The sequence below is a fragment of the Sporosarcina sp. P18a genome (assembly GCF_002743135.1).
GTDB lineage: Bacteria > Bacillota > Bacilli > Bacillales_A > Planococcaceae > Sporosarcina.
This window is the reverse complement of record NZ_PDYQ01000006.1, coordinates 108,583-126,996: the sequence shown is the minus strand read 5'-3', so window position 1 is coordinate 126,996 and position 18,414 is coordinate 108,583. Positions and strand designations below refer to the sequence as shown.

General features: G+C 38.3%; 19 protein-coding genes. 16 read left to right on the top strand and 3 right to left on the bottom strand.

The annotated features are described in order from the left end of the window. Nucleotides 1-107: 107 nt before the first annotated feature. On the top strand, nt 108-1,268 hold the full coding sequence (locus tag CSV75_RS14030; RefSeq protein WP_158231672.1) for an MFS transporter: 1,161 nt from the start codon (nt 108-110) through the stop codon (nt 1,266-1,268). 240 nt (nt 1,269-1,508) lie between these two features. On the opposite strand, the gene CSV75_RS14025 is transcribed toward CSV75_RS14030, so the two are convergent. Further along, complete coding sequence (locus CSV75_RS14025; protein WP_099676331.1) at nt 1,509-2,621, bottom strand: muconate cycloisomerase family protein; 1,113 nt, start codon at nt 2,619-2,621, stop codon at nt 1,509-1,511. 576 nt (nt 2,622-3,197) lie between these two features. Between CSV75_RS14025 and CSV75_RS14020 the strand changes: the two genes are divergently transcribed. From CSV75_RS14020 to CSV75_RS13960, 13 genes are all read left to right on the top strand, one after another. Then, entirely contained in the window at nt 3,198-3,584 is a 387-nt protein-coding gene (locus tag CSV75_RS14020) for a DUF3870 domain-containing protein (protein WP_099676330.1), read from the top strand. Nucleotides 3,585-3,730: 146 nt separating this feature from the next. Continuing rightward, on the top strand, nt 3,731-4,204 hold the full coding sequence (locus tag CSV75_RS14015; RefSeq protein WP_099631817.1) for a DUF3237 domain-containing protein: 474 nt from the start codon (nt 3,731-3,733) through the stop codon (nt 4,202-4,204). Nucleotides 4,205-4,220: 16 nt separating this feature from the next. Next, a complete protein-coding gene (locus CSV75_RS14010) occupies nt 4,221-5,072 on the top strand; it encodes an alpha/beta hydrolase (protein ID WP_099676329.1) in 852 nt (283 codons plus the stop codon). Next, nucleotides 5,062-5,754, top strand: a complete 693-nt coding sequence (locus tag CSV75_RS14005) for a CoA transferase subunit A (protein ID WP_099676328.1) — start codon at nt 5,062-5,064, stop codon at nt 5,752-5,754. Before CSV75_RS14010 ends, CSV75_RS14005 begins: the two co-directional genes overlap by 11 nt. Continuing rightward, nucleotides 5,744-6,394 (top strand): 3-oxoacid CoA-transferase subunit B, encoded by a 651-nt coding sequence (locus tag CSV75_RS14000; protein WP_099673139.1) that lies wholly within the window; start codon nt 5,744-5,746, stop codon nt 6,392-6,394. Before CSV75_RS14005 ends, CSV75_RS14000 begins: the two co-directional genes overlap by 11 nt. Further along, nucleotides 6,391-7,590 (top strand): acetyl-CoA C-acyltransferase, encoded by a 1,200-nt coding sequence (locus CSV75_RS13995; protein ID WP_099676327.1) that lies wholly within the window; start codon nt 6,391-6,393, stop codon nt 7,588-7,590. Before CSV75_RS14000 ends, CSV75_RS13995 begins: the two co-directional genes overlap by 4 nt. Nucleotides 7,591-7,892: 302 nt before the next feature. Beyond that, the gene (locus CSV75_RS13990) at nt 7,893-9,683 is read left to right on the top strand and encodes a XylR N-terminal domain-containing protein (RefSeq protein ID WP_099676326.1); all 1,791 of its coding nucleotides are present in this window, start codon (nt 7,893-7,895) and stop codon (nt 9,681-9,683) included. Nucleotides 9,684-9,890: 207 nt separating this feature from the next. Beyond that, a complete protein-coding gene (locus tag CSV75_RS13985; protein WP_099676325.1) occupies nt 9,891-11,435 on the top strand; it encodes a 4-hydroxyphenylacetate 3-hydroxylase family protein in 1,545 nt (514 codons plus the stop codon). Nucleotides 11,436-11,477: 42 nt separating this feature from the next. Beyond that, complete coding sequence (locus tag CSV75_RS13980) at nt 11,478-12,260, top strand: dioxygenase family protein (RefSeq protein WP_099631824.1); 783 nt, start codon at nt 11,478-11,480, stop codon at nt 12,258-12,260. A 68-nt stretch (nt 12,261-12,328) separates the two neighbouring features. Then, nucleotides 12,329-12,880: an FAD synthetase family protein gene (locus CSV75_RS13975; RefSeq protein WP_099676324.1), complete on the top strand. Its 552-nt coding sequence runs from the start codon at nt 12,329-12,331 to the stop codon at nt 12,878-12,880. Nucleotides 12,881-12,902: 22 nt separating this feature from the next. Continuing rightward, on the top strand, nt 12,903-13,376 hold the full coding sequence (locus tag CSV75_RS13970) for a flavin reductase family protein (RefSeq protein ID WP_099676323.1): 474 nt from the start codon (nt 12,903-12,905) through the stop codon (nt 13,374-13,376). A gap of 195 nt (nt 13,377-13,571) precedes the next feature. Then, nucleotides 13,572-14,288 (top strand): toast rack family protein, encoded by a 717-nt coding sequence (locus CSV75_RS13965; RefSeq protein ID WP_099676322.1) that lies wholly within the window; start codon nt 13,572-13,574, stop codon nt 14,286-14,288. 348 nt (nt 14,289-14,636) lie between these two features. Continuing rightward, nucleotides 14,637-15,539 carry a DMT family transporter gene (locus CSV75_RS13960; protein WP_099676321.1) on the top strand — a complete coding sequence of 301 codons (903 nt, stop codon included), beginning with the start codon at nt 14,637-14,639 and terminating at the stop codon, nt 15,537-15,539. A 60-nt stretch (nt 15,540-15,599) separates the two neighbouring features. Here the strand turns inward: CSV75_RS13960 and CSV75_RS13955 are convergent, their stop codons facing one another. Further along, the gene (locus CSV75_RS13955) at nt 15,600-15,896 is read right to left on the bottom strand and encodes a hypothetical protein (RefSeq protein ID WP_099676320.1); all 297 of its coding nucleotides are present in this window, start codon (nt 15,894-15,896) and stop codon (nt 15,600-15,602) included. 134 nt (nt 15,897-16,030) lie between these two features. Beyond that, a complete protein-coding gene (locus CSV75_RS13950) occupies nt 16,031-16,795 on the bottom strand; it encodes an SH3 domain-containing protein (protein ID WP_099676319.1) in 765 nt (254 codons plus the stop codon). 287 nt (nt 16,796-17,082) lie between these two features. On the opposite strand from CSV75_RS13950, the gene CSV75_RS13945 reads away from it, so the two are divergent. Together CSV75_RS13945 and bluB are read left to right on the top strand one after the other, a co-directional pair. Next, on the top strand, nt 17,083-17,496 hold the full coding sequence (locus CSV75_RS13945; RefSeq protein ID WP_099676318.1) for a carboxymuconolactone decarboxylase family protein: 414 nt from the start codon (nt 17,083-17,085) through the stop codon (nt 17,494-17,496). A 175-nt stretch (nt 17,497-17,671) separates the two neighbouring features. Continuing rightward, the gene (gene bluB, locus CSV75_RS13940; RefSeq protein WP_099676317.1) at nt 17,672-18,319 is read left to right on the top strand and encodes a 5,6-dimethylbenzimidazole synthase; all 648 of its coding nucleotides are present in this window, start codon (nt 17,672-17,674) and stop codon (nt 18,317-18,319) included. Nucleotides 18,320-18,414 lie beyond the last annotated feature (95 nt).

The window sequence follows — 18,414 nt, the reverse complement described above, 5'->3', positions numbered from 1 at the left end:
GCGATAATTAATTCTACCCAATCAATAAAAACTTGATTGGGTAGAATTAATTAATGGTAAAAGATACATTTTTAACGTTTCACATTTGTTTGCGAGGTGGATTTTTAATGAGCAAAAACACTTTATGGACGAAAAATTTTATATTTATATCTGCAGTAAACTTCTTTTTTATTGTGACGTACTTTGCTTTGCTTGTTACCTTACCAACTGTCGCAATCACGCATTTTGGCTCAACAAGTGCCGTAGCAGGCTTGTTTACAACCGTTTATATCGGCGCTGCGATTATTATTAGACCTTTTATGGGACCGTGGATTGAGGCTTATGGCAAACGATTTATGTTGATTGTATCGCTCGTTCTTTTTACAACTGCTTCATTTCTTTATAGCTTTTTTGATTCTATTGTCTTGCTACTTGTCATACGTTTCATTCATGGTTTTGGATTTGGTATGGCTACTACTATTACAGTAGTGGTCATAGCTGATATTGTACCTGAATCTCGAAAAGGTGAAGGAATGGGTTACTTTATTTTATCAACAAATCTGGGAATGGTGATTGGTCCATTTATTGGACTTACTATCTTGGATGGATTTGGTTTATACGTCTTGTTTTGGGCGTGTGCTTTTTGTTCTCTAATTTCTCTTTTGTTTGGTTTAATGGCTCATCTGCCAGAAGAAAATCTTGTGAAACGTTCTCCTGGTGAAAAAAGAGCACCTTTATTTGAAAAGTCTGCTTTACGTATTTCGTTTACAGGAGCATTTTTTGGTACTGCGTATGCGTCTGTTTTGTCTTTCATGGCGGTTTTTGCTGTTGAAAAGGGGCTGGGAGCGGAATCTAGTTACTTTTTTATAGTGTATGTAATTATACTTCTATTGACACGCCCGCTAACCAGTAAATGGTATGATCAGTATGGAGCCAATACAATTATTTTTCCTGCGATAGTTTCATTTGCCATAGGGATGTTCCTTCTAGGTATGACAACTAACGCATTACTTTTTTTCATTGCTGCTGCATTTATGGGGGGAGGATGGGGTACGCTTTTCCCAAGTTTTCAAACAGTCGTCCTGCAAAATTCGGAACCTAAGCGTCGTCCTGTGGCATTGGCTACTTTCCTATCGATTTTTGATATAGGTATTAGTGGAGGGGCGCTGTTAGCAGGCGTGTTAGTAAGCGTTATTAGTTTTAGTTCATTGTACATATTCTATTCAATTTATATTGTTGCAGGACTGCTGGTTTATTATTGGGCCCAAAAGAAAGAATCTTATATTTAGGTAAGTATAAATGTGTTTTACCGTTGCCTTTTTATCACTACACATATTATTTGTCACTACATATGCTAAATTGGAATCTCCAAAAAACTGGCGACAAACTTATTAATCAAGGCTATCGCTGAATGTTGTTAGAATACATTCAACGATAGTTTTTTTATGTTGAAAACTTCATAAAAAGTGCCAAGTACCCACGCATTAATGTGCATGTACTTGGCTTTTAAATACAGTACTGATTAAAATTTAGAATCGTTTGTAATGATTTAATTTTTCTTCATCAATGATCATTCCAAAGCCGGGGCCATCTGGAATAACAACGTCAAAGTTATTGTATTCGATATTATTTGCTGTAATTGTATCTTTGAACAACAAAGGACCGAAGAGTTCTGTGCCGAATTCCATATGAGGGATAGTTGAATATACATGAAGTCCTATAGCTGTTCCTAATGAAGATTCAATCATTGTCCCCCCATACAACCCTAGTCCTGCTGCTTCTGCAATGCCAGCTACAGTCTTTGTTGCTTGTAGTCCGCCAGCTTTACATATTTTAAGAGCAATACTGTTTCCTGACCGGTGTTTCGCTATCTGGAATATTTCATGAATCGAATTCGCACCTTCGTCTGCCATAATTGGTACAGAGAAACGTTCAGTCAAACGACTCATGCCTTCAAAGTTCCATTTCGGCAGTGGTTGTTCGATCATTGAAACACCACCATCTTGGAGACGGGCAATCGCATAGTTAGCAGTTGTTTCATCCCAAGCTTGATTAACGTCTACAGTTAATCTAGCACCGTCACCTACTTCTTTCTTAATCTTCAGCACGTGTTCCACATTCTCCATAGCGTCTCCAACACCAATCTTCAACTTGAAAATACGATGTTTCTTTTGTTGGAGTAGTTCCTTTGCTTCTTCGATATCCTTACCCGTATCTCCACTTGCCAAAGTCCATGCCACTGGAAGTGAGTCATGTATTTTTCCTCCCAAAAGATCATAAGCGGGAATGTTTCTCTGCTTTGCTGCTAAGTCGATTAGTGCTCCTTCGATTAAGGCGCGGGCAAAGTAGTTCCCTGAAACAGTTTTCGAGATTTCGTACATAAGCAAATTAAATTGTTGTGGATTTTTCCCGATTAGATGTGGCGTTATATACGTTTCACAATTTACTTTGATAGCCTCAGGAGTTGCTTCACCATAAGAAGCACCTCCTATTGTTGCAACTTCCGACCAACCTGTAAGACCTTCCGTATCGTTGATTTGAGCGACGACAATAGTTTGTTTTGTTATAGTATGCATGGATAGTTTATGTGGCCTAATAGTAGGTAATTCTACAATATGGATATAAATGGAATGTACGTTCATAATATGACTTCCTTTCAGTAGTAGTTATTGAAACACAAGCGAGAATAAGAAATAGACGAATAGAATAATCAAAATAAGGGTTAATACAGTGAGTTATACATCTTTTCGTAACTTTCCTAAATTCTACATAGGTTCCCACCTCTCATAGCGATAGGGGTAATGAATGAGAACGGCAATTTAGTATCTGTATTGTAGGACCTCATAGAAATGAAAGCTGATGCTAACATATTTCTAGGAAAACAAAAAACGGCATTAATCTGCTGAGAGTAAATCTCCAGATTAATGCCGTCATAATCTAGTAGATGAAGATAGGAGTATCTCCAACTAGATAAAGGCAAGTTTGCATTTCTTTACCGACTCTTAAAGAGGGAAAGATAAAGAGGGAGCAAATAGAATCTATGCATATGTTAGTTTTAAAAATTATCAGAAATATAGAGTAATAGTAACAAATGAAATTTTGCATGTCAAGCTCCATTATGAATTTAATTCTTCTTGTGTTAAATGGCGTAACGAATTTTTGTGTACTTAAAAGTAAGAATATGGTGAATGTGAATTGCACTTTACAGAGTTATTTGAATGTTGACAACAAAAATACATACTGATAAGATTAATGTACAAATTAAAATAGCTATTGATGAGGTGTCTTTTCTGTTGGATACTATATTAGTGACTGCGTATTCAAAGGCTCCACAAGGTTCAGCGATGTATGAACGGTTTAAGCATGCAGGATTAGTCATGGAGATCGACAAAGAGACCCATAGAATTGTGGATGTAGAGTTTACTTTTATAACTAGCTTGGCATCAAGTTATTTCTCTAAACTATTGGTTGGTTCTAATTTCCACGATGAGTTAGATGAGATAATTGAGAGAATTAAAAAGAACTTTATTGCACCATCGCAACAATCAGTTATTGTAGCTTTAAAAAATGCTCATCAACGTTATTGTGATGAGATTGAAAAATAGTCTGCCTGTTCACTGACAGAAGGTACCCAATACCTTTATACCTCAGTTAATAACGGCATTAACCAAAAGGCAAAATTTTGCCTTCTGGTTGATGTCGTTTTTCATTTTATTAAATATAAATTATAAAAGAAAGTGTGGAATTTACTATGCAATTTTATAATGCGCCTAATTTGGAGTTCTTATGTAATATGACATTGGACGTTGAAGTTGATTTTCCTGTTCTAAAGAAAACCTATAATGGTTCAGGAAGACGAATTATTGGAGTAACCGGCGGTAAGCTAACGGGACCAAAATTCGAAGCGAAAGTATTGCCAGGAGGTTCGGACTGGATAACTGTCAGGGAAGACGGAACAATTATTCAAGATGTGAAGATCGTCCTTGAAACAGATGATCACGAAACGATTTTAATGATTTATCGTGGAATCCGTACGGGTCCTAAGGAGATTCTTGAAAAATTGAACAGAGGTGAAAAGGTGCCCGCTGATCAGTATTACTTCAGACATGCTCCAATTTTCGAGACGGATTCTCCAAAGTATGACTGGATGAATAAACATATATTCGTCGCTACGGGTGAACGTTTACCAAGTGGTGTTCAATACTCACTATTTACAGTTAAATGAAAATGGAGGGATAGACATGGATCAGTTGATTGGTCTAAAGGATGGGGGAAGTCTGAGTTATAACCTGTATTCCGAAGAAAACAGCGACAAGGGAACGATTATTTTCATACACGGACTGACTGGAAATAAATTTCAATTAACAAAGTATATAAATGAGTACAAAAACGATTATCAAATCATAGCTGTGGATCTAAGGGGCCGCGGAGATAGTTCCGTGCAGTTAGCTGACTCCTCTATAGAAACGCATGCGAAGGATATTATCGAGATGATCGATTCATTGCAGCTGAAGCAAGTCAGTTTGTTCGGCTATTCCATGGGAGCATATATTTCTCAAAGAGTAGCGGGAGAACATTCATCTGTCCAGCGTGTGATTTTATTAGATGGTGGTGGCCATGTAGACGTAGAGGGGAAGAAGATGGTTTATCCTTCGTTAGGACGAATGGAAAATGTCTTTCCAAGCTGTGAGCATTATATTGAGGCAACGGCAAATGTTTATAAAAACTTGAAAGTAATAGTAGATTCGTTAGTTCTTCAGGCAATCGAATACGAGTGCAAACAGAAAGAGGATGGGTACGGGAATCTGTCGAACTCGGAGCTGATTAAACAAGACTTCGATAGTTTCTATTTGTACGACGTGGAGAAGGTAGCGGGAAAAAATGAAAAGCCGACGTTGCTCATTACAGGAGAAGGTAATCTGTCTGACCGTCCACTGTTTACCAGATCAAATTATACAACTTTATTGAAAGAGACCAATATACAAGTGATACAAACAAACAAAAATCATTATGAGCTAGCTTTTAATTTACAATCAGAATTATTATGCAATATCAATAAATTTTTAAAGGGAGAGTTTTCCAATGAGAGATAAAATAATTACAGCAAAAGAAGCAGTGGACAAATTCTCAAGTGGAATGACTGTGATGGTCGGAGGGTTTGGATTAATCGGAAGTCCATTAACGGTTCTAAAAGCACTAGAAGAAAAAGAAGTAGCAGATTTAACTGTCATCAGTAACAATGTAGGAGAAGAGGGCGTTGGCTTGGGCATTATTTTACAACAAGGTAAAATAGGTACAGCAATCGGCTCTTACTTTACGAGTAATAGAGAAGCAGTCCGAATGTATAATGAGAACAAATTACGGCTTCAACTTCTTCCACAAGGTACATTGTCAGAAGCCATTCGAGCAGGCGGAGCTGGCATTCCCGCTTTTTATACAAGTACAAGCGCAGGCACTAAACTAGCTGAAGGCAAAGAGAAAAAAGTATTTGATGGTAAGACGTATGTTCTTCAGAAGTCTCTAAAAGCAGATATAGCTATCATTAAAGCGCATAAAGCAGATGAAATGGGGAATCTGACATATTATAAGACTGCCCGAAACTTTAACCCTTTAATGGCAACTGCTGCTAATACAGTAATTGTAGAAGTTGATGAAATCGTGCCTGCTGGAAGTCTTGATCCTGAAGCTGTTATTACACCACATTTATTTATAGACTACATTGTGCAGAGTAAAGCTACTTTGCTTGAAGGGAGAAGAGTAGAGTATGAATTATAAGCAAATTATCGCTCAAAAAGTAGCTTCCCACATACCACAGTACTCCATTATTAATTTAGGAATCGGAATTCCAACATTAGTACCTGATTATCTGGGAGATAGCGAATGTTATTTCCATACGGAAAATGGTATGCTGGGGGTTTCCGAATTGAAAGAAGGGCATCTGGATCCGCAACTTGTAAACGCAGGAAAGCTACCGGTAGGTGAAGCAATTGGTGCTTCATATTTCCATAGTGCCGATTCATTTGCTATGATTCGTGGCGGCCACATCGATATAGCTATCTTGGGAGCATTGCAAGTTGACTCCAAAGGAAGAATTGCGAATTGGGCTATTCCTGGTAAAGATATTGTTGGTGTTGGAGGAGCAATGGATTTACTTGAAGGTGCAAAAACTATTATTGTTACAATGCTCCATACATCAAAAGATGGCGACAAAAAGCTATTGGATGAGTGTAGTTTTCCTATCACCTCAGAACGAACAGCGGATGTAATTATTACCGAACGGGCTACGTTCAAGTGGTCAAAGAGTAGATATGAACTGATAGAGGTGACTGATGGCTTTACATTAGAAGACATTAAAGAGTCTACAGCACTACACTATATGGTGTCAGATCAACTAGTAAAGGAAAGTGCGCAATGAGCAGAGTAGCGATTATTGATGCAGTTCGAACACCAATCGGTAGATATGCAGGAGCACTAAGTACAGTTCGTGCGGACGATTTAGGTGCGATGGTTATCAAAGCCTTACTGAAACGTAATCCAGCTGTTGATCCTAAGAAAATTGATGATGTTATTTTCGGGAATGCAAACGGTGCAGGTGAAGAGAATCGAAATGTAGCAAGAATGTCAGCACTTTTAGCTGGTTTACCAATTGAGGTCAGTGGGACAACATTGAATCGTCTATGCGGATCGGGACTTGATGCGGTAAACTTTGGAGCACGTGCAATTCTTGCGGGTGAACAAGATGTAATTATTGCTGGTGGGACAGAGAGTATGTCACGAGCACCTTATGTAATGGCAAAACCGGAGCGTGCATTTCCAAGGGGAGATATGAAACTTCAGGACACAACGATTGGATGGCGCTTTGTAAATTCGAAAATGGAAGAGCTTTATGGAGTGGACACTATGCCACAAACTGCGGAAAATGTTGCGAGTGATTATGATATCTCAAGAGATAGACAAGACGAGTTTGCTTTTCAATCTCAGATGAAAACGAAAGTAGCGCAAGAGAAGGGTGTTTTCAAAGACGAGATCATCCCTGTGACTTTTAAAACGCGCAAAGGTGAGGAAATCACGGTTGATACGGATGAACATCCGCGTGCCGATTCTACGATGAATGCGTTAGAAAAACTTCGACCACTATTCCCCAATGGAACGATAACTGCTGGGAATGCTTCAGGCGTTAACGACGGTGCGGCGGCAGTGTTATTAATGAGAGAAGATAAAGCAAAAGAACTGGGTTTGGATATATTGGGTTATTATAAAATGTCTGCTACAGCCGGAGTGGAACCAAGAGTTATGGGGATTGGCCCTATTGCTTCAACGAAGAAGTTATTGAAGAAGGCAAATATAGATGTGAAAGATTTGGATTTAATTGAGCTAAACGAAGCTTTTGCCTCTCAATCTTTGGCTTGTATTGATAATCTGCATCTACCTATTGAAAAGGTTAATGTTAACGGTGGTGCTATAGCGTTGGGCCATCCTTTAGGTGCGAGCGGTACCCGAATATTAGCAACACTCATACATGAAATGAAACGTCGAAATAGTAAATTAGGTTTAGCAACGATGTGTATTGGCGTGGGACAGGGTATCTCTACCTTAGTTGAGCGAGACTAATGAATAAATTTGATAATGCCGATTACTTGGCCTTGATAAAATAATCGATCTAGCCGGTGTGAAGTCTATATTTATTGGACTCATGCTGGCTATTTTTGTATGGTTTATTGATTACGGGTATAGTATTTGTACGGGATATGTCAGGGTTATTTGTTTATATTTCCTTATAAATGGAATGTAATAATTCTGAGAATATTGATGTATCAAGCATTGCGGCTGTCACTTAAATCACTATAGAAAGTGGATTGCAAAACAAGTTTTTTGGCGCATGGGCTGTTAAGAAGGTGAAGGGAGATAATTTGATGAAAGCTAATCACTTGATATTACAGAATTTGATTGATATCAATCCTCGTACGGGGATCATTAAACTTCATGATAAAAGAATGGGATTAATTTCGGTAGAAGCACTGAGTATTTTACGTAATGATTTAATTAATACGCTTGGCAAAGAACGTACCAAAGGATTTTTAATGCGATATGGCTGGGCTTGTGGCAAGCGGGCTGCTGAATCCATAAAAATGAGATATGACTGGGAGTCCCTGGAGGAACTGATAATCTCAGGAACGGTCATGCATACATTAGAAGGCATTGTGACTGTGGATCCCGACATATTGGAAATTAATGATGATCATTTATATCTTACGGGTTATTGGAAAAACTCTTTTGAATCTGAGAATCACTTATCTGAAAAAGAAATTGGAAATGAGCCTATTTGTTGGACGTTAATCGGTTATGCAAGCGGTTACTTAACAAGTGCCTTTGGTAAGGAAGTAATCGTGTACGAGAAAACATGCCGTGGTAAGGGAGATGCCGAGTGCTACTTTGTCGCTGAAACTGTAGCACATTGTGATGAAGCGCATTTATTGGACTTACGTTACTATCAAAGCGAGTCAATGCAGTCCGTATTAGACGATATGTATGCTGAAATCGAACGGCTAAATGAAAATATCATCGAATCAGAGAAGATTCAAAATCAGTTAACCGAACTATTCTTGGAGGATAAAGATATTAATGATATAATCCATACGCTCGGTACTACTCTTGGTCGTAGCATCGTCATTGATCATTACAATGAAGTATATTCGTCATATTTCGAATGTGAAGAAGAACGGGTGGCGTATAAGAAATTGAAGGCATGCGGTGTCGTTACAAATCAGCAAAATGGTTTATTTTTTGAATCATTTTTAATTAAAAGCAATAAGGTGCTGCTCGGTAATCTAATGGTAATTGGAAAACAAAAATTAAATCAAAGAGAACAAATAATTATTAAACGTGCTTTAGTGGTTTTTACAATTCAAATGTATCACCAACGTAAGTTAACTGAATCACTTTGGAGTAAAAGAGAAGATTTTTTTGATGAATTGATTGATAATAAAATTATGGATGAAAATATAATAAATAGACAGGCAGCAATTTTTGGATTTAATATTAATGAACCTCATCGTATTATTGTACTGAAAGTGATACCGCAAAAGATGAAGGAGAGAGTGTTATATTTTTTGACGAAAAAATATCCTTTGTTTGATTTATTTTTGAAAGATCATTTTATCGTCATCATTAGTGCGGAAATTGAAGATCAAGGTATTGAAGCTCTATCTGTTAAGCTATTGAATGAAATTAAAGCACGTTTACCCGATATTATTTTGCATATAGGTTCTGGACGTTTAGTAGAATCCGTTTATAAGCTTAGGGAAAGTTATGTTGATGCCAAACAGATTTGTGATTTTGTTCAGCTAACTTATCCGGTGAGATGTAGACAGGCAACGTATAAAGACTTTGAAGGAATTATGATGTTCTTAAAAGGTACAGATCATGAGGAACTTCTGATGTTTTATAAGAAGACTATTGGCACGTTAGTTAAATATGATGAAGCTAATTCAGGCAGTTTGCTCATTACGCTAAAATCTTATTTAGATAATAACGGCAATCTTCAACAAACTGCCGACGATTTACATCTATCTATTGCAGGTCTACGTTATCGTATTGAAAAAATCGAGTCATTAAGTGATATCGATTTAAAAACAGGATCAGGTCGATTTAATGGACAATTAGCCACAAGGATCTACTTTGGATTAAAAGTACTGGGAAATTAATGGAGAACCAAGACGAATCGATTTTTGATTCGTCTTTTATTATTGTTAGCCTATGTAGACCCCGGAGTGAAAAGGTTAGATTAAATCATTTCCACAAAAGTTGCTAGTCAATAATCGATTATTAATATTTATTTACAGTTACTAACTTTTGAAAATGAATGTAATATTCAGATTAGTAAGCGTTTACAAATAAGGGGAGGTATATTAATGACAGTAAAACAAGCAGTTAGATTACCTATGACCGGTAAAGAATACCTTGAGAGCTTAAGAGATAATCGTGAAATATGGCTACACGGTAAGAAAGTAGAGGATGTAACGACTCATCCTGGCTTTAGAAACAGTGCTCGCTCTATTGCTAGCCTTTATGATGCATTACATGATCCAAAACGTAAAGATATTTTAACAAGGGAAACAGATACTGGTAACGGTGGTTATACACAGCGTTTCTTCGTACCCGATGAAACACCTGAAGATTTATTCAAAACGCGGGACGCGATAGCGGAGTGGGCTAAAATGTCTTATGGACAAATGGGACGTTCTCCAGATTATAAAGCTTCATTCTTGGCAACGTTAGGTGCAAACCCAGAGTATTATGGTGAGTACGCCGACAATGCGAGAAGGTGGTACAAAGAAGTTCAAGAGAAAAACTGGTTCTTCAACCATGCGATAATTAATCCTCCTGTTGATCGCGATAAGCCAATTGATGAAGTGAAAGATGTCTTTATTCATGCGGTGGGTGAAACAGAAGAAGGGATTTTAGTAAGTGGTGCGAAGATGGTCGCAACAGGTTCTGCACTTACAAATTATAACTTCGTTGCTCATTACGGTGCACTTGCAATACCTAGCGAAGAATATGCACTTGTCTTCGTTGCAGATATGAATACACCGGGTATTAAATTAGTCTGTCGAGCATCTTATGAAATGAATGCAGCTGTTACAGGAAGTCCTTTCGACTATCCACTTAGTAGTCGTTTCGATGAAAATGATTCCGTACTAGTTTTTGAGAACGCTCTCATACCATGGGAGAACGTGTTAGTTTACAAAGATATTGAAAAAGCGAATACGTTTTTTGCTGAAAGTGGATTCCTTCACCGTTTAACTTTCCACGGTGTAACAAGATTCGCCGTAAAATTGGACTTCATTTCAGGTCTACTTATTAAGGCATTACGTGGGAATGGAACGGATTCATTCCGCGGTGTTCAAGCCCAAATTGGTGAAGTCATTGCATATCGTAATATGTTTTGGGCAATGAGTGATGCAATGGCATTGAATCCTGAAAAAGGAGCTAACAATACTGTTTTACCTAATCTAGAATATGGCTTGGCATATCGTGTGTTCATGTCTGATGGTTGGTCACATGTGAAAAATATTGTAGAGACAGTTGTTGCGGGAAGTTTAATTGTACAGCCGTCTAGTGCTGCTGATTTTAAAAATGCTGAACTGCGTCCTATCATTGATAAATTATACCGTGGATCAAACGGTATAGAAGCTGAGGAAAAGATCAAAGTGATTAAGTTACTTTGGGATGCAATCGGAACTGAATATGGTGGTCGACACGAGTTATATGAAAGAAATTATTCAGGTAACAACGAAAATATACGCTTGGAAAACTTAATAACGGCAAAAGCTAGTGGTCGAGCACAAAAATTTGAAGATTTTGTACAGAAATGTATGGATGATTACGATTTAGATGGTTGGGTTAATCCGACTTGGATTAATAACGACGATGTACATGTTTATGGAAAAAAGTAAGTTTTTAAAAGTATGAAACGTAAAATAGGGGAGGAAATTAAAATGGTAAAACAATTATCAAAGAAAAATGAGAGAGTAGAAGAGGTATTTAACTTATTCATATCACATGTACAAAACTTTTTAAAAGAAGCAAATTTGAATCATGAAGAGTATACAAAATTTGTGGATTGGGCAGATCGCTTAGGGCGCGCTGGAGAACTACCACTTTATGCAGACGTTTTCTTAGAAAGTCATGTGTTAAGAGCAATGTATACTGACAAGCCTGGAACGCAGCCTTCACTATTAGGACCCTATTTTGTTGAAGGAACGCCTCTCATCGAAGCTAAGCCGGGACAACCACTTGTATTGACACAACGCCCTAATGAAGCTGGTGATGTCATGTACTTTAGCGGAAGTGTTAGTAGTACAAATGGAGAACCACTTGCCAAAGCAAGAGTAGAAATGTGGCAAAATGATGCATCTGGTAAGTATTCAGCATTTGATTCGGATGCACCAAAATATAATTTCAGAGGACATTTTTATACAGATGAAAATGGGAACTTTGAAGTTAAAACAATAGTACCTCTTCCGTATTCAATTCCGACTGATGGACCGACAGGGGAATTTTTAGAATATACTGATCAGCATCCAATGCGACCAGCACACTTACATTTAATGTTTGAGGCAGAAGGTCATGAAACACTAATTACCCAAGTGTTTTTCGAAGGCGATGAATGGCTAGAAACAGATGTAGCAGACGGTGTTCGCTTAGACTTAATGACAAAGCTCGAAGAAAAAGACGGGCATAAAATCTCCTCCCTAGACTTTGTAATGCGCACTGTATAAGTAAAATTCAAGAAGAGAAGGGTTTTATCCTTCTCTTTTTGTACAATTGAGAAAGCGAGGCGACTATTATGATTTGTTTTCAAAACAATCAACTAGAATTGAATCAATCTGTTGTGACGATTGGTGCATTTGACGGGATTCATAGAGGACATCAAGCTTTGATTAGGCAAGCTAAGGCACAAGCGGATCATTATGGGGTACCACTAGTTGTTTACACATTTGATCCCCCACCCAAAGTTTATTTTCAAAATCAATCCATGCTGACTTCGCTACCTGAAAAGAAAAAGTTTCTTGAAGAGTTAGGTGTCTCCTATACCGTTTTCGCTTCGTTTGATCAGGTGTACGCGTCAAGAAGTGTGCAAGATTTTATCAATGAATTAAGTAAAATTAATCCGAAAGAAATTTGGGTTGGATCTGGCTTTCACTTTGGAAGTGGGAAAAGTGGTTCGATTGAAGATTTAACCAAACATTTTAATGCATTTCAACATCCTGTAGTTACGTGTTCAAAAGGTGAAGTTATCTCGTCAACACGAATCCGTGAACTTTTCAGTCAACAAAAAGCAGAACAAGCTTATTACTTATTAGGTAGGAAGCCATATGCTTTAATTAATGCACAATAAAATTATTATGGGGGACATATAAATGGATATTAAAGAATTTAGAAACTGCATGGGGAAATTTGCAACTGGCGTAACCGTTGTGACGTGCAAAACAGAAAATGGATCTCATGGATTAACAGCGAACTCATTTACTTCCGTATCATTAGATCCACCTCTTGTATTAGTGTCAGTGGACCGTAAAACAAAAGCATTTGAACATATGAAAAACAATGCATTTACCGTTAATATTTTAAATTCTGGCCAAGAGGAGGTCGCGATGCATTTTGCAGGACGACCGAAAGAAGTTGCACCTTTTAACTGGATTGAAGGTGAACATGCCCCTCGCCTAGAAGAGTCGCTTGCTTATATTGAATGTAAGCCATGGCAAGAATATGATGGCGGTGATCATGTGTTATTTGTTGGTGAAGTACAGAACTTCGTAAATAATGAAGGGGATGCTCTAACATATTTCGCTGGCAAATTTGGGAAACTAACAAAAGAGATAGTAAAAGTTTAAACATAATTAATATGGAAATTGCTTATGCTGAATTGTGATGTATCAGTGTAAGCATTTTTTCGTCTTAATAAGAAATAATCATCAATAGAACCCCATATACTGTACCGCTCAGACTTTAGACTGATGTACAGTTCAGTCATCTGGTGGACTCAATTTTATCAAGTTTCGCTTATGATAGAGTAAAGGAGTGGGAATATGCGGAAAACATTGATAACGTTGGTAGGAGTAGTGCTGTTAGGCGTAGTTAGCTTTTGGGTATATGACTGGATGAAAACAGACAGGGTTTCTGGTGCATTATCCATTGAAAAGGACCATGCGAAGTCACTGGATGTTGCTATACGTTTTGGTGCGGGTAAACTTCTAATTGAGGGCGGAGCCACGGGATGGGTGAATGGGGACATTGATACGAGTGTGAAAAAATGGTACCCGTCCGTTACGTATAAGAATAAAAGAGATGTAGGATATGTGGAGATTCAGCAGAAAATGAAAGGTTTTTCAGCATTGCGGAAGCAACGAAATGATTGGAATCTTCAACTGACAAATGAAATACCTGTAAATCTTGACGTTGAAATGGGTGTATCCGATTCAGAACTGAGATTGGCAGGAATTCCACTTAATCATTTAGCAATTGACGCTGGCGTTGGTGATACCCTAATCAATTTAGATGGCGAATGGAAGGATGATTTTGACGCGGATATCAACTTAGGAGTGGGCGATGCAAAAATTTATTTACCTAAAGGGACTGGAGTTAAAATATCCGTTTCAAAGGGTATTGGTAGCGTGGGAACGAAAGGCTTACTATCTAAGGGTAAAGACATCTATGTAAATGAAGCATACGATCATTCGGATATTACCATTCATTTGAAGGTTAATGTTGGTGTAGGGAGTGTAGATTTTTTACTTATGGAGTAGCAGGAAATTTACAGTAACCCACTGAAAATGAAGCTGAATTCTGAGATGATACACAATCGAAGTAGATATGCATAAAGATATCTGCAGACACACAACGCTAAACCTGACCGCAGACATTACGTGATATGACTAATGAAGGATTGTTCTATAAAGATAGTATAAGGTAGCAAAAATGCGTGAGGGCAATGTCATGATGGCAGACAAGGCTACCACGCATTTTTTATGTCTAGAGAATTAGACACGCAATGTAACTACCGGAATGGCTTCGTCTACGAGTATGAATTATAATACATAACTATATGCATTAAATGGGACCATCAACGCATGTAGTAGACTGGGGGGATAAAGGTGGAAACACAGCCTAGCGCGAAGCCGTATGTACTCACAATTGCAGGAGCCGTCTGTTGGGGATTGATCGGTTTATTCATAGCGCCACTGTATGCACGAGGATTCACGGCTTGGGATGTGGTAGCGATTCGAGGAATCCTAAGCTTTGTATTTTTAATTGCCATTATGATGCTGTTTTTTCGTGATCAGTTACGGACACGAATAAAAGATCATTTGTTTTTTGCGAGTGCAGGTATTTTCAGTCTTGCGCTATTTAACTACTTTTACTTCGAAGTGTTTTCACGATCCAGCTTGTCTCTTGCCGTGACGTTATTATATACAGGGCCGATATTCGTGATGGTTTTATCGCGGATCTTCTTTAAGGAACCGCTGACCACACGCAAACTTTTAGCATTGGCATCAGCTATTGTAGGTTGTGCATTGGTGGTTAGACTATTGCCGCTTGGATCGGAAAGTATTCCTATTCAGACGCTGTTCATGGGTGTTCTTTCGGGGTTTTGCTATGCATTGTATAGTGTTTTCACCAAGCCGATAACGAAAAGATATTCGGCATTGACGATTACTACGTATACATTCTTTTATATGGCCTTGTTCATGTCGATGACAAGTGATGTCTGGCGCAAAGTCGATACATTTCAGCATGTTGATGTGTGGATAGCTGCTTTACTACTAGCGCTAGTATCCACTGTGGCAGCGTATGTGTTGTATACATCGGGTTTGAAATATTTGGAAGCAGGGAAGGCATCGATTCTTGCGACAATTGAACCCATTGTTGCAGTTGTAGTTGGTGTATTATTTCTTGGGGATCAATTGCTTCTGTTGCAGTTATTCGGCATCGCACTGGTGTTGTATTCGGCCATTCTAATAGTAGGTAGGAAAGTGAGAGGGGAGAAAAATTCGTGAGAGGAACTAACCGCGTTTGACGAAACAAGCGAACGGAATATCTTCTCTCACAAATGCGCTTTATAATTTGAGTTTCCCTATCTCATCCGCAACCACAAATGCCAAATCATCATTCCCGAATAGTTGCAGCACATCCAGCATCGTTTCATTATCTATATGTAGCTCGTCGAATTCATCATTGCTTTCCACGACTTCCTTTAGCGCGGGATTTGCTTGTTGTTCTGGATATGCTCTCTGATAAAGTGCTTGCGGGTCCAGTTTATGATTCGCGCACCACTGGACAAACAAGCGGATCATCAAGTTTTCGTCGTCTTTATATTTTTGAATGACTTGTTCCTCGATACTTTTAAACTCCATAGTGCAGACCTCCCTAATTGTTTGGTTGTTTTAAGTATAAACGATAGGGAGACTATCTAGTAGTAAATGTGGTTGATATTGATTGGGATAGAAAAACGCTGCTCTATTCTGGCAGCGTTTTTTATTTATCAATATTATTTCTTTTGCTTCACAGCAGTTAACTCCGTATAAACTTTCCCATTTGTATCTGTGCTTTTGATAATTCCAATACCTTTTGCAAGATATTCCCTGGAACCGTTCGGGTAACGAAGTATGACGACATTGCGGAAAGAACCGGCTTTAACTTTGATCGTCTTTGTCGTGCTTTCCACTAAGACTTTATAGTTTTGTTCAAAATGGTATTCGGTAAAGCTTGTACCTTGTCTTAAAGGAAGTACGGCATCAACAAAAATAAAGTCAGATTCTGCCACTCCCATTAAAAGTCTATTTTTGTCCTCATGATATACAAATTCTGCATAAGAGAAAGGCGATTTTTTATTCTTATTGAATAAGTAAGTAGTTTCTCCATCTCTTCTAGTAATAAAAGTTTCTTTAGTATTAACCATAAATGAAGGCTCGTAAGTGAGGGTCAGACCACCCACTGGTGATAAACCACCGTTTACTATAGTGGGTGCGGCGTTAGGATTCTTTTTAGACAATGCGGACGTATACACGAATCCCTTACTCTTGCCTGCTTGTACATGTGACCATCCATTGGATGAAGAAAAGACCGTTAACTTGGAATGGTTTTTGATAGTACCCATTCTTTCTGCATTTTGGGATGGCTTTGTGCGTAGTACGATGTCATTCTTTGCATCTACATACATAGTAGTCGTTTTCGCTGCTGCATTTGTCCCAGTAGGAAGAGCGATGGAAAAGGCGAGTACTATTAACATACATGCAAATACCATTTTTCTCATGTCATTCACTCCTTATTTGTAGTTATTTATATGCATAATTACGAATGAGTCGTAATAGGTCCATACTATCAAATCATACTATTTTGCTTGCTAGTTTGGCAAGCTAGTTTACAAGTTATTTATTTTGTGTTGCACGACGTATTTACCAGTGCAAAGGCAGACGGATGATTTTGTATTCTTACAAAGTTTGCTACACTAGTAGTATCACCGCTAGTCAATGATACAAAAGAAAGTGTACGTACAGTTTTGATGAAATAGCGGATACTATAATCGGGGAGGTTTTTGAAATGGCGGAAGATCGCTATCAACGTGGTTTGGAAAAGTTAATGGAGCTTACGTTATCGGGTGAAGATAACCCAGCAGGTGAGATGGAAATTGGAGAGAGCTTCAAAGATGTTGCACCTGATTTGACTAAATATGTTGTAGAATTTGCGTTTGGAGATATTTATTCGCGACCAGGATTGGATAATAAACAGAAGGTCCTTACGACGATTACGGCTCTTGTGGCACAAGGCAAGCCGCAAATTCAGATGCATATCAAAACAGGTCTTGATGTAGGCTTGACACCAGACGAGATTATCGGTTGTATTATGCATCTAATACCGTACACGGGATTCCCGAGCGTGCTGAATGCTTTATCTGTCGCTCAAACAGTATTTACAGAACGTGGAGTATCGATTACGAAAACGGACGAGACCTGAGCGTATTTATTTCGAATGGTTCATCATAAAGTGGTTTCAACCGGTGACTTTTAAAACGGTTGAAGCCACTTTTATTATCTTTGAAATGGACTAACTACTTCACTATAATAAACTCGTGAAGATCGATAACAAACAGTACACTATATTGCGTAAACGACTAGGGGAGAGATATCACATGTTTTCGAAAGAAGAAAAAGATGCAATTTACAAAGTAATTTATAATAGAAGAGATGTGCGAAGTTTTTTACCAACTCCCATTCCGGAAGATGCGATACATAACATATTAAAAGCCGCTCACCAAGCACCTTCCGTCGGCTTCATGCAACCTTGGAATTTCGTGATCGTTTCATCTGATGAAACGAAAGAAAAGTTGGCGTGGGCAGCTGATAAAGAAAGACGCGCGCTAGCGATTCATTATGAAGACGAGGCAGAAAAAGAGACAAAGTTCCTTGGCTTAAAAGTACAAGGATTGAAAGAAGCACCCATCACTATTTGCGTAACATGTGATCCGACGCGTGGCGGCTCACATGTCTTGGGACGTAATTCCATTCCTGAAACAGACATGTTATCGACTGCTTGCGCCATACAGAATATGTGGCTAGCAGCATGTGCAGAAGGACTGGCAATGGGCTGGGTGAGTTTTTATAAAAAGAATGATATACGTGATATTTTGAACATACCTCCTCATATTGAACCGATTGCTCTTCTATCTATTGGTTATACGGAGCATTATCCTACTGCGCCTATATTAGAAACAGCAAATTGGGAAAAACGAAGAAGTTTAAATGATTTAATTTTTACAGATCAGTGGAATAATCGATAATTGTATAGTGGTTAGTGACTACAGTTGACGTGGCCATGACAAATAGGAGTAGTTTACTAATAATTTGTGGTGGTAGCTCAAAGAAGTGGAATTCA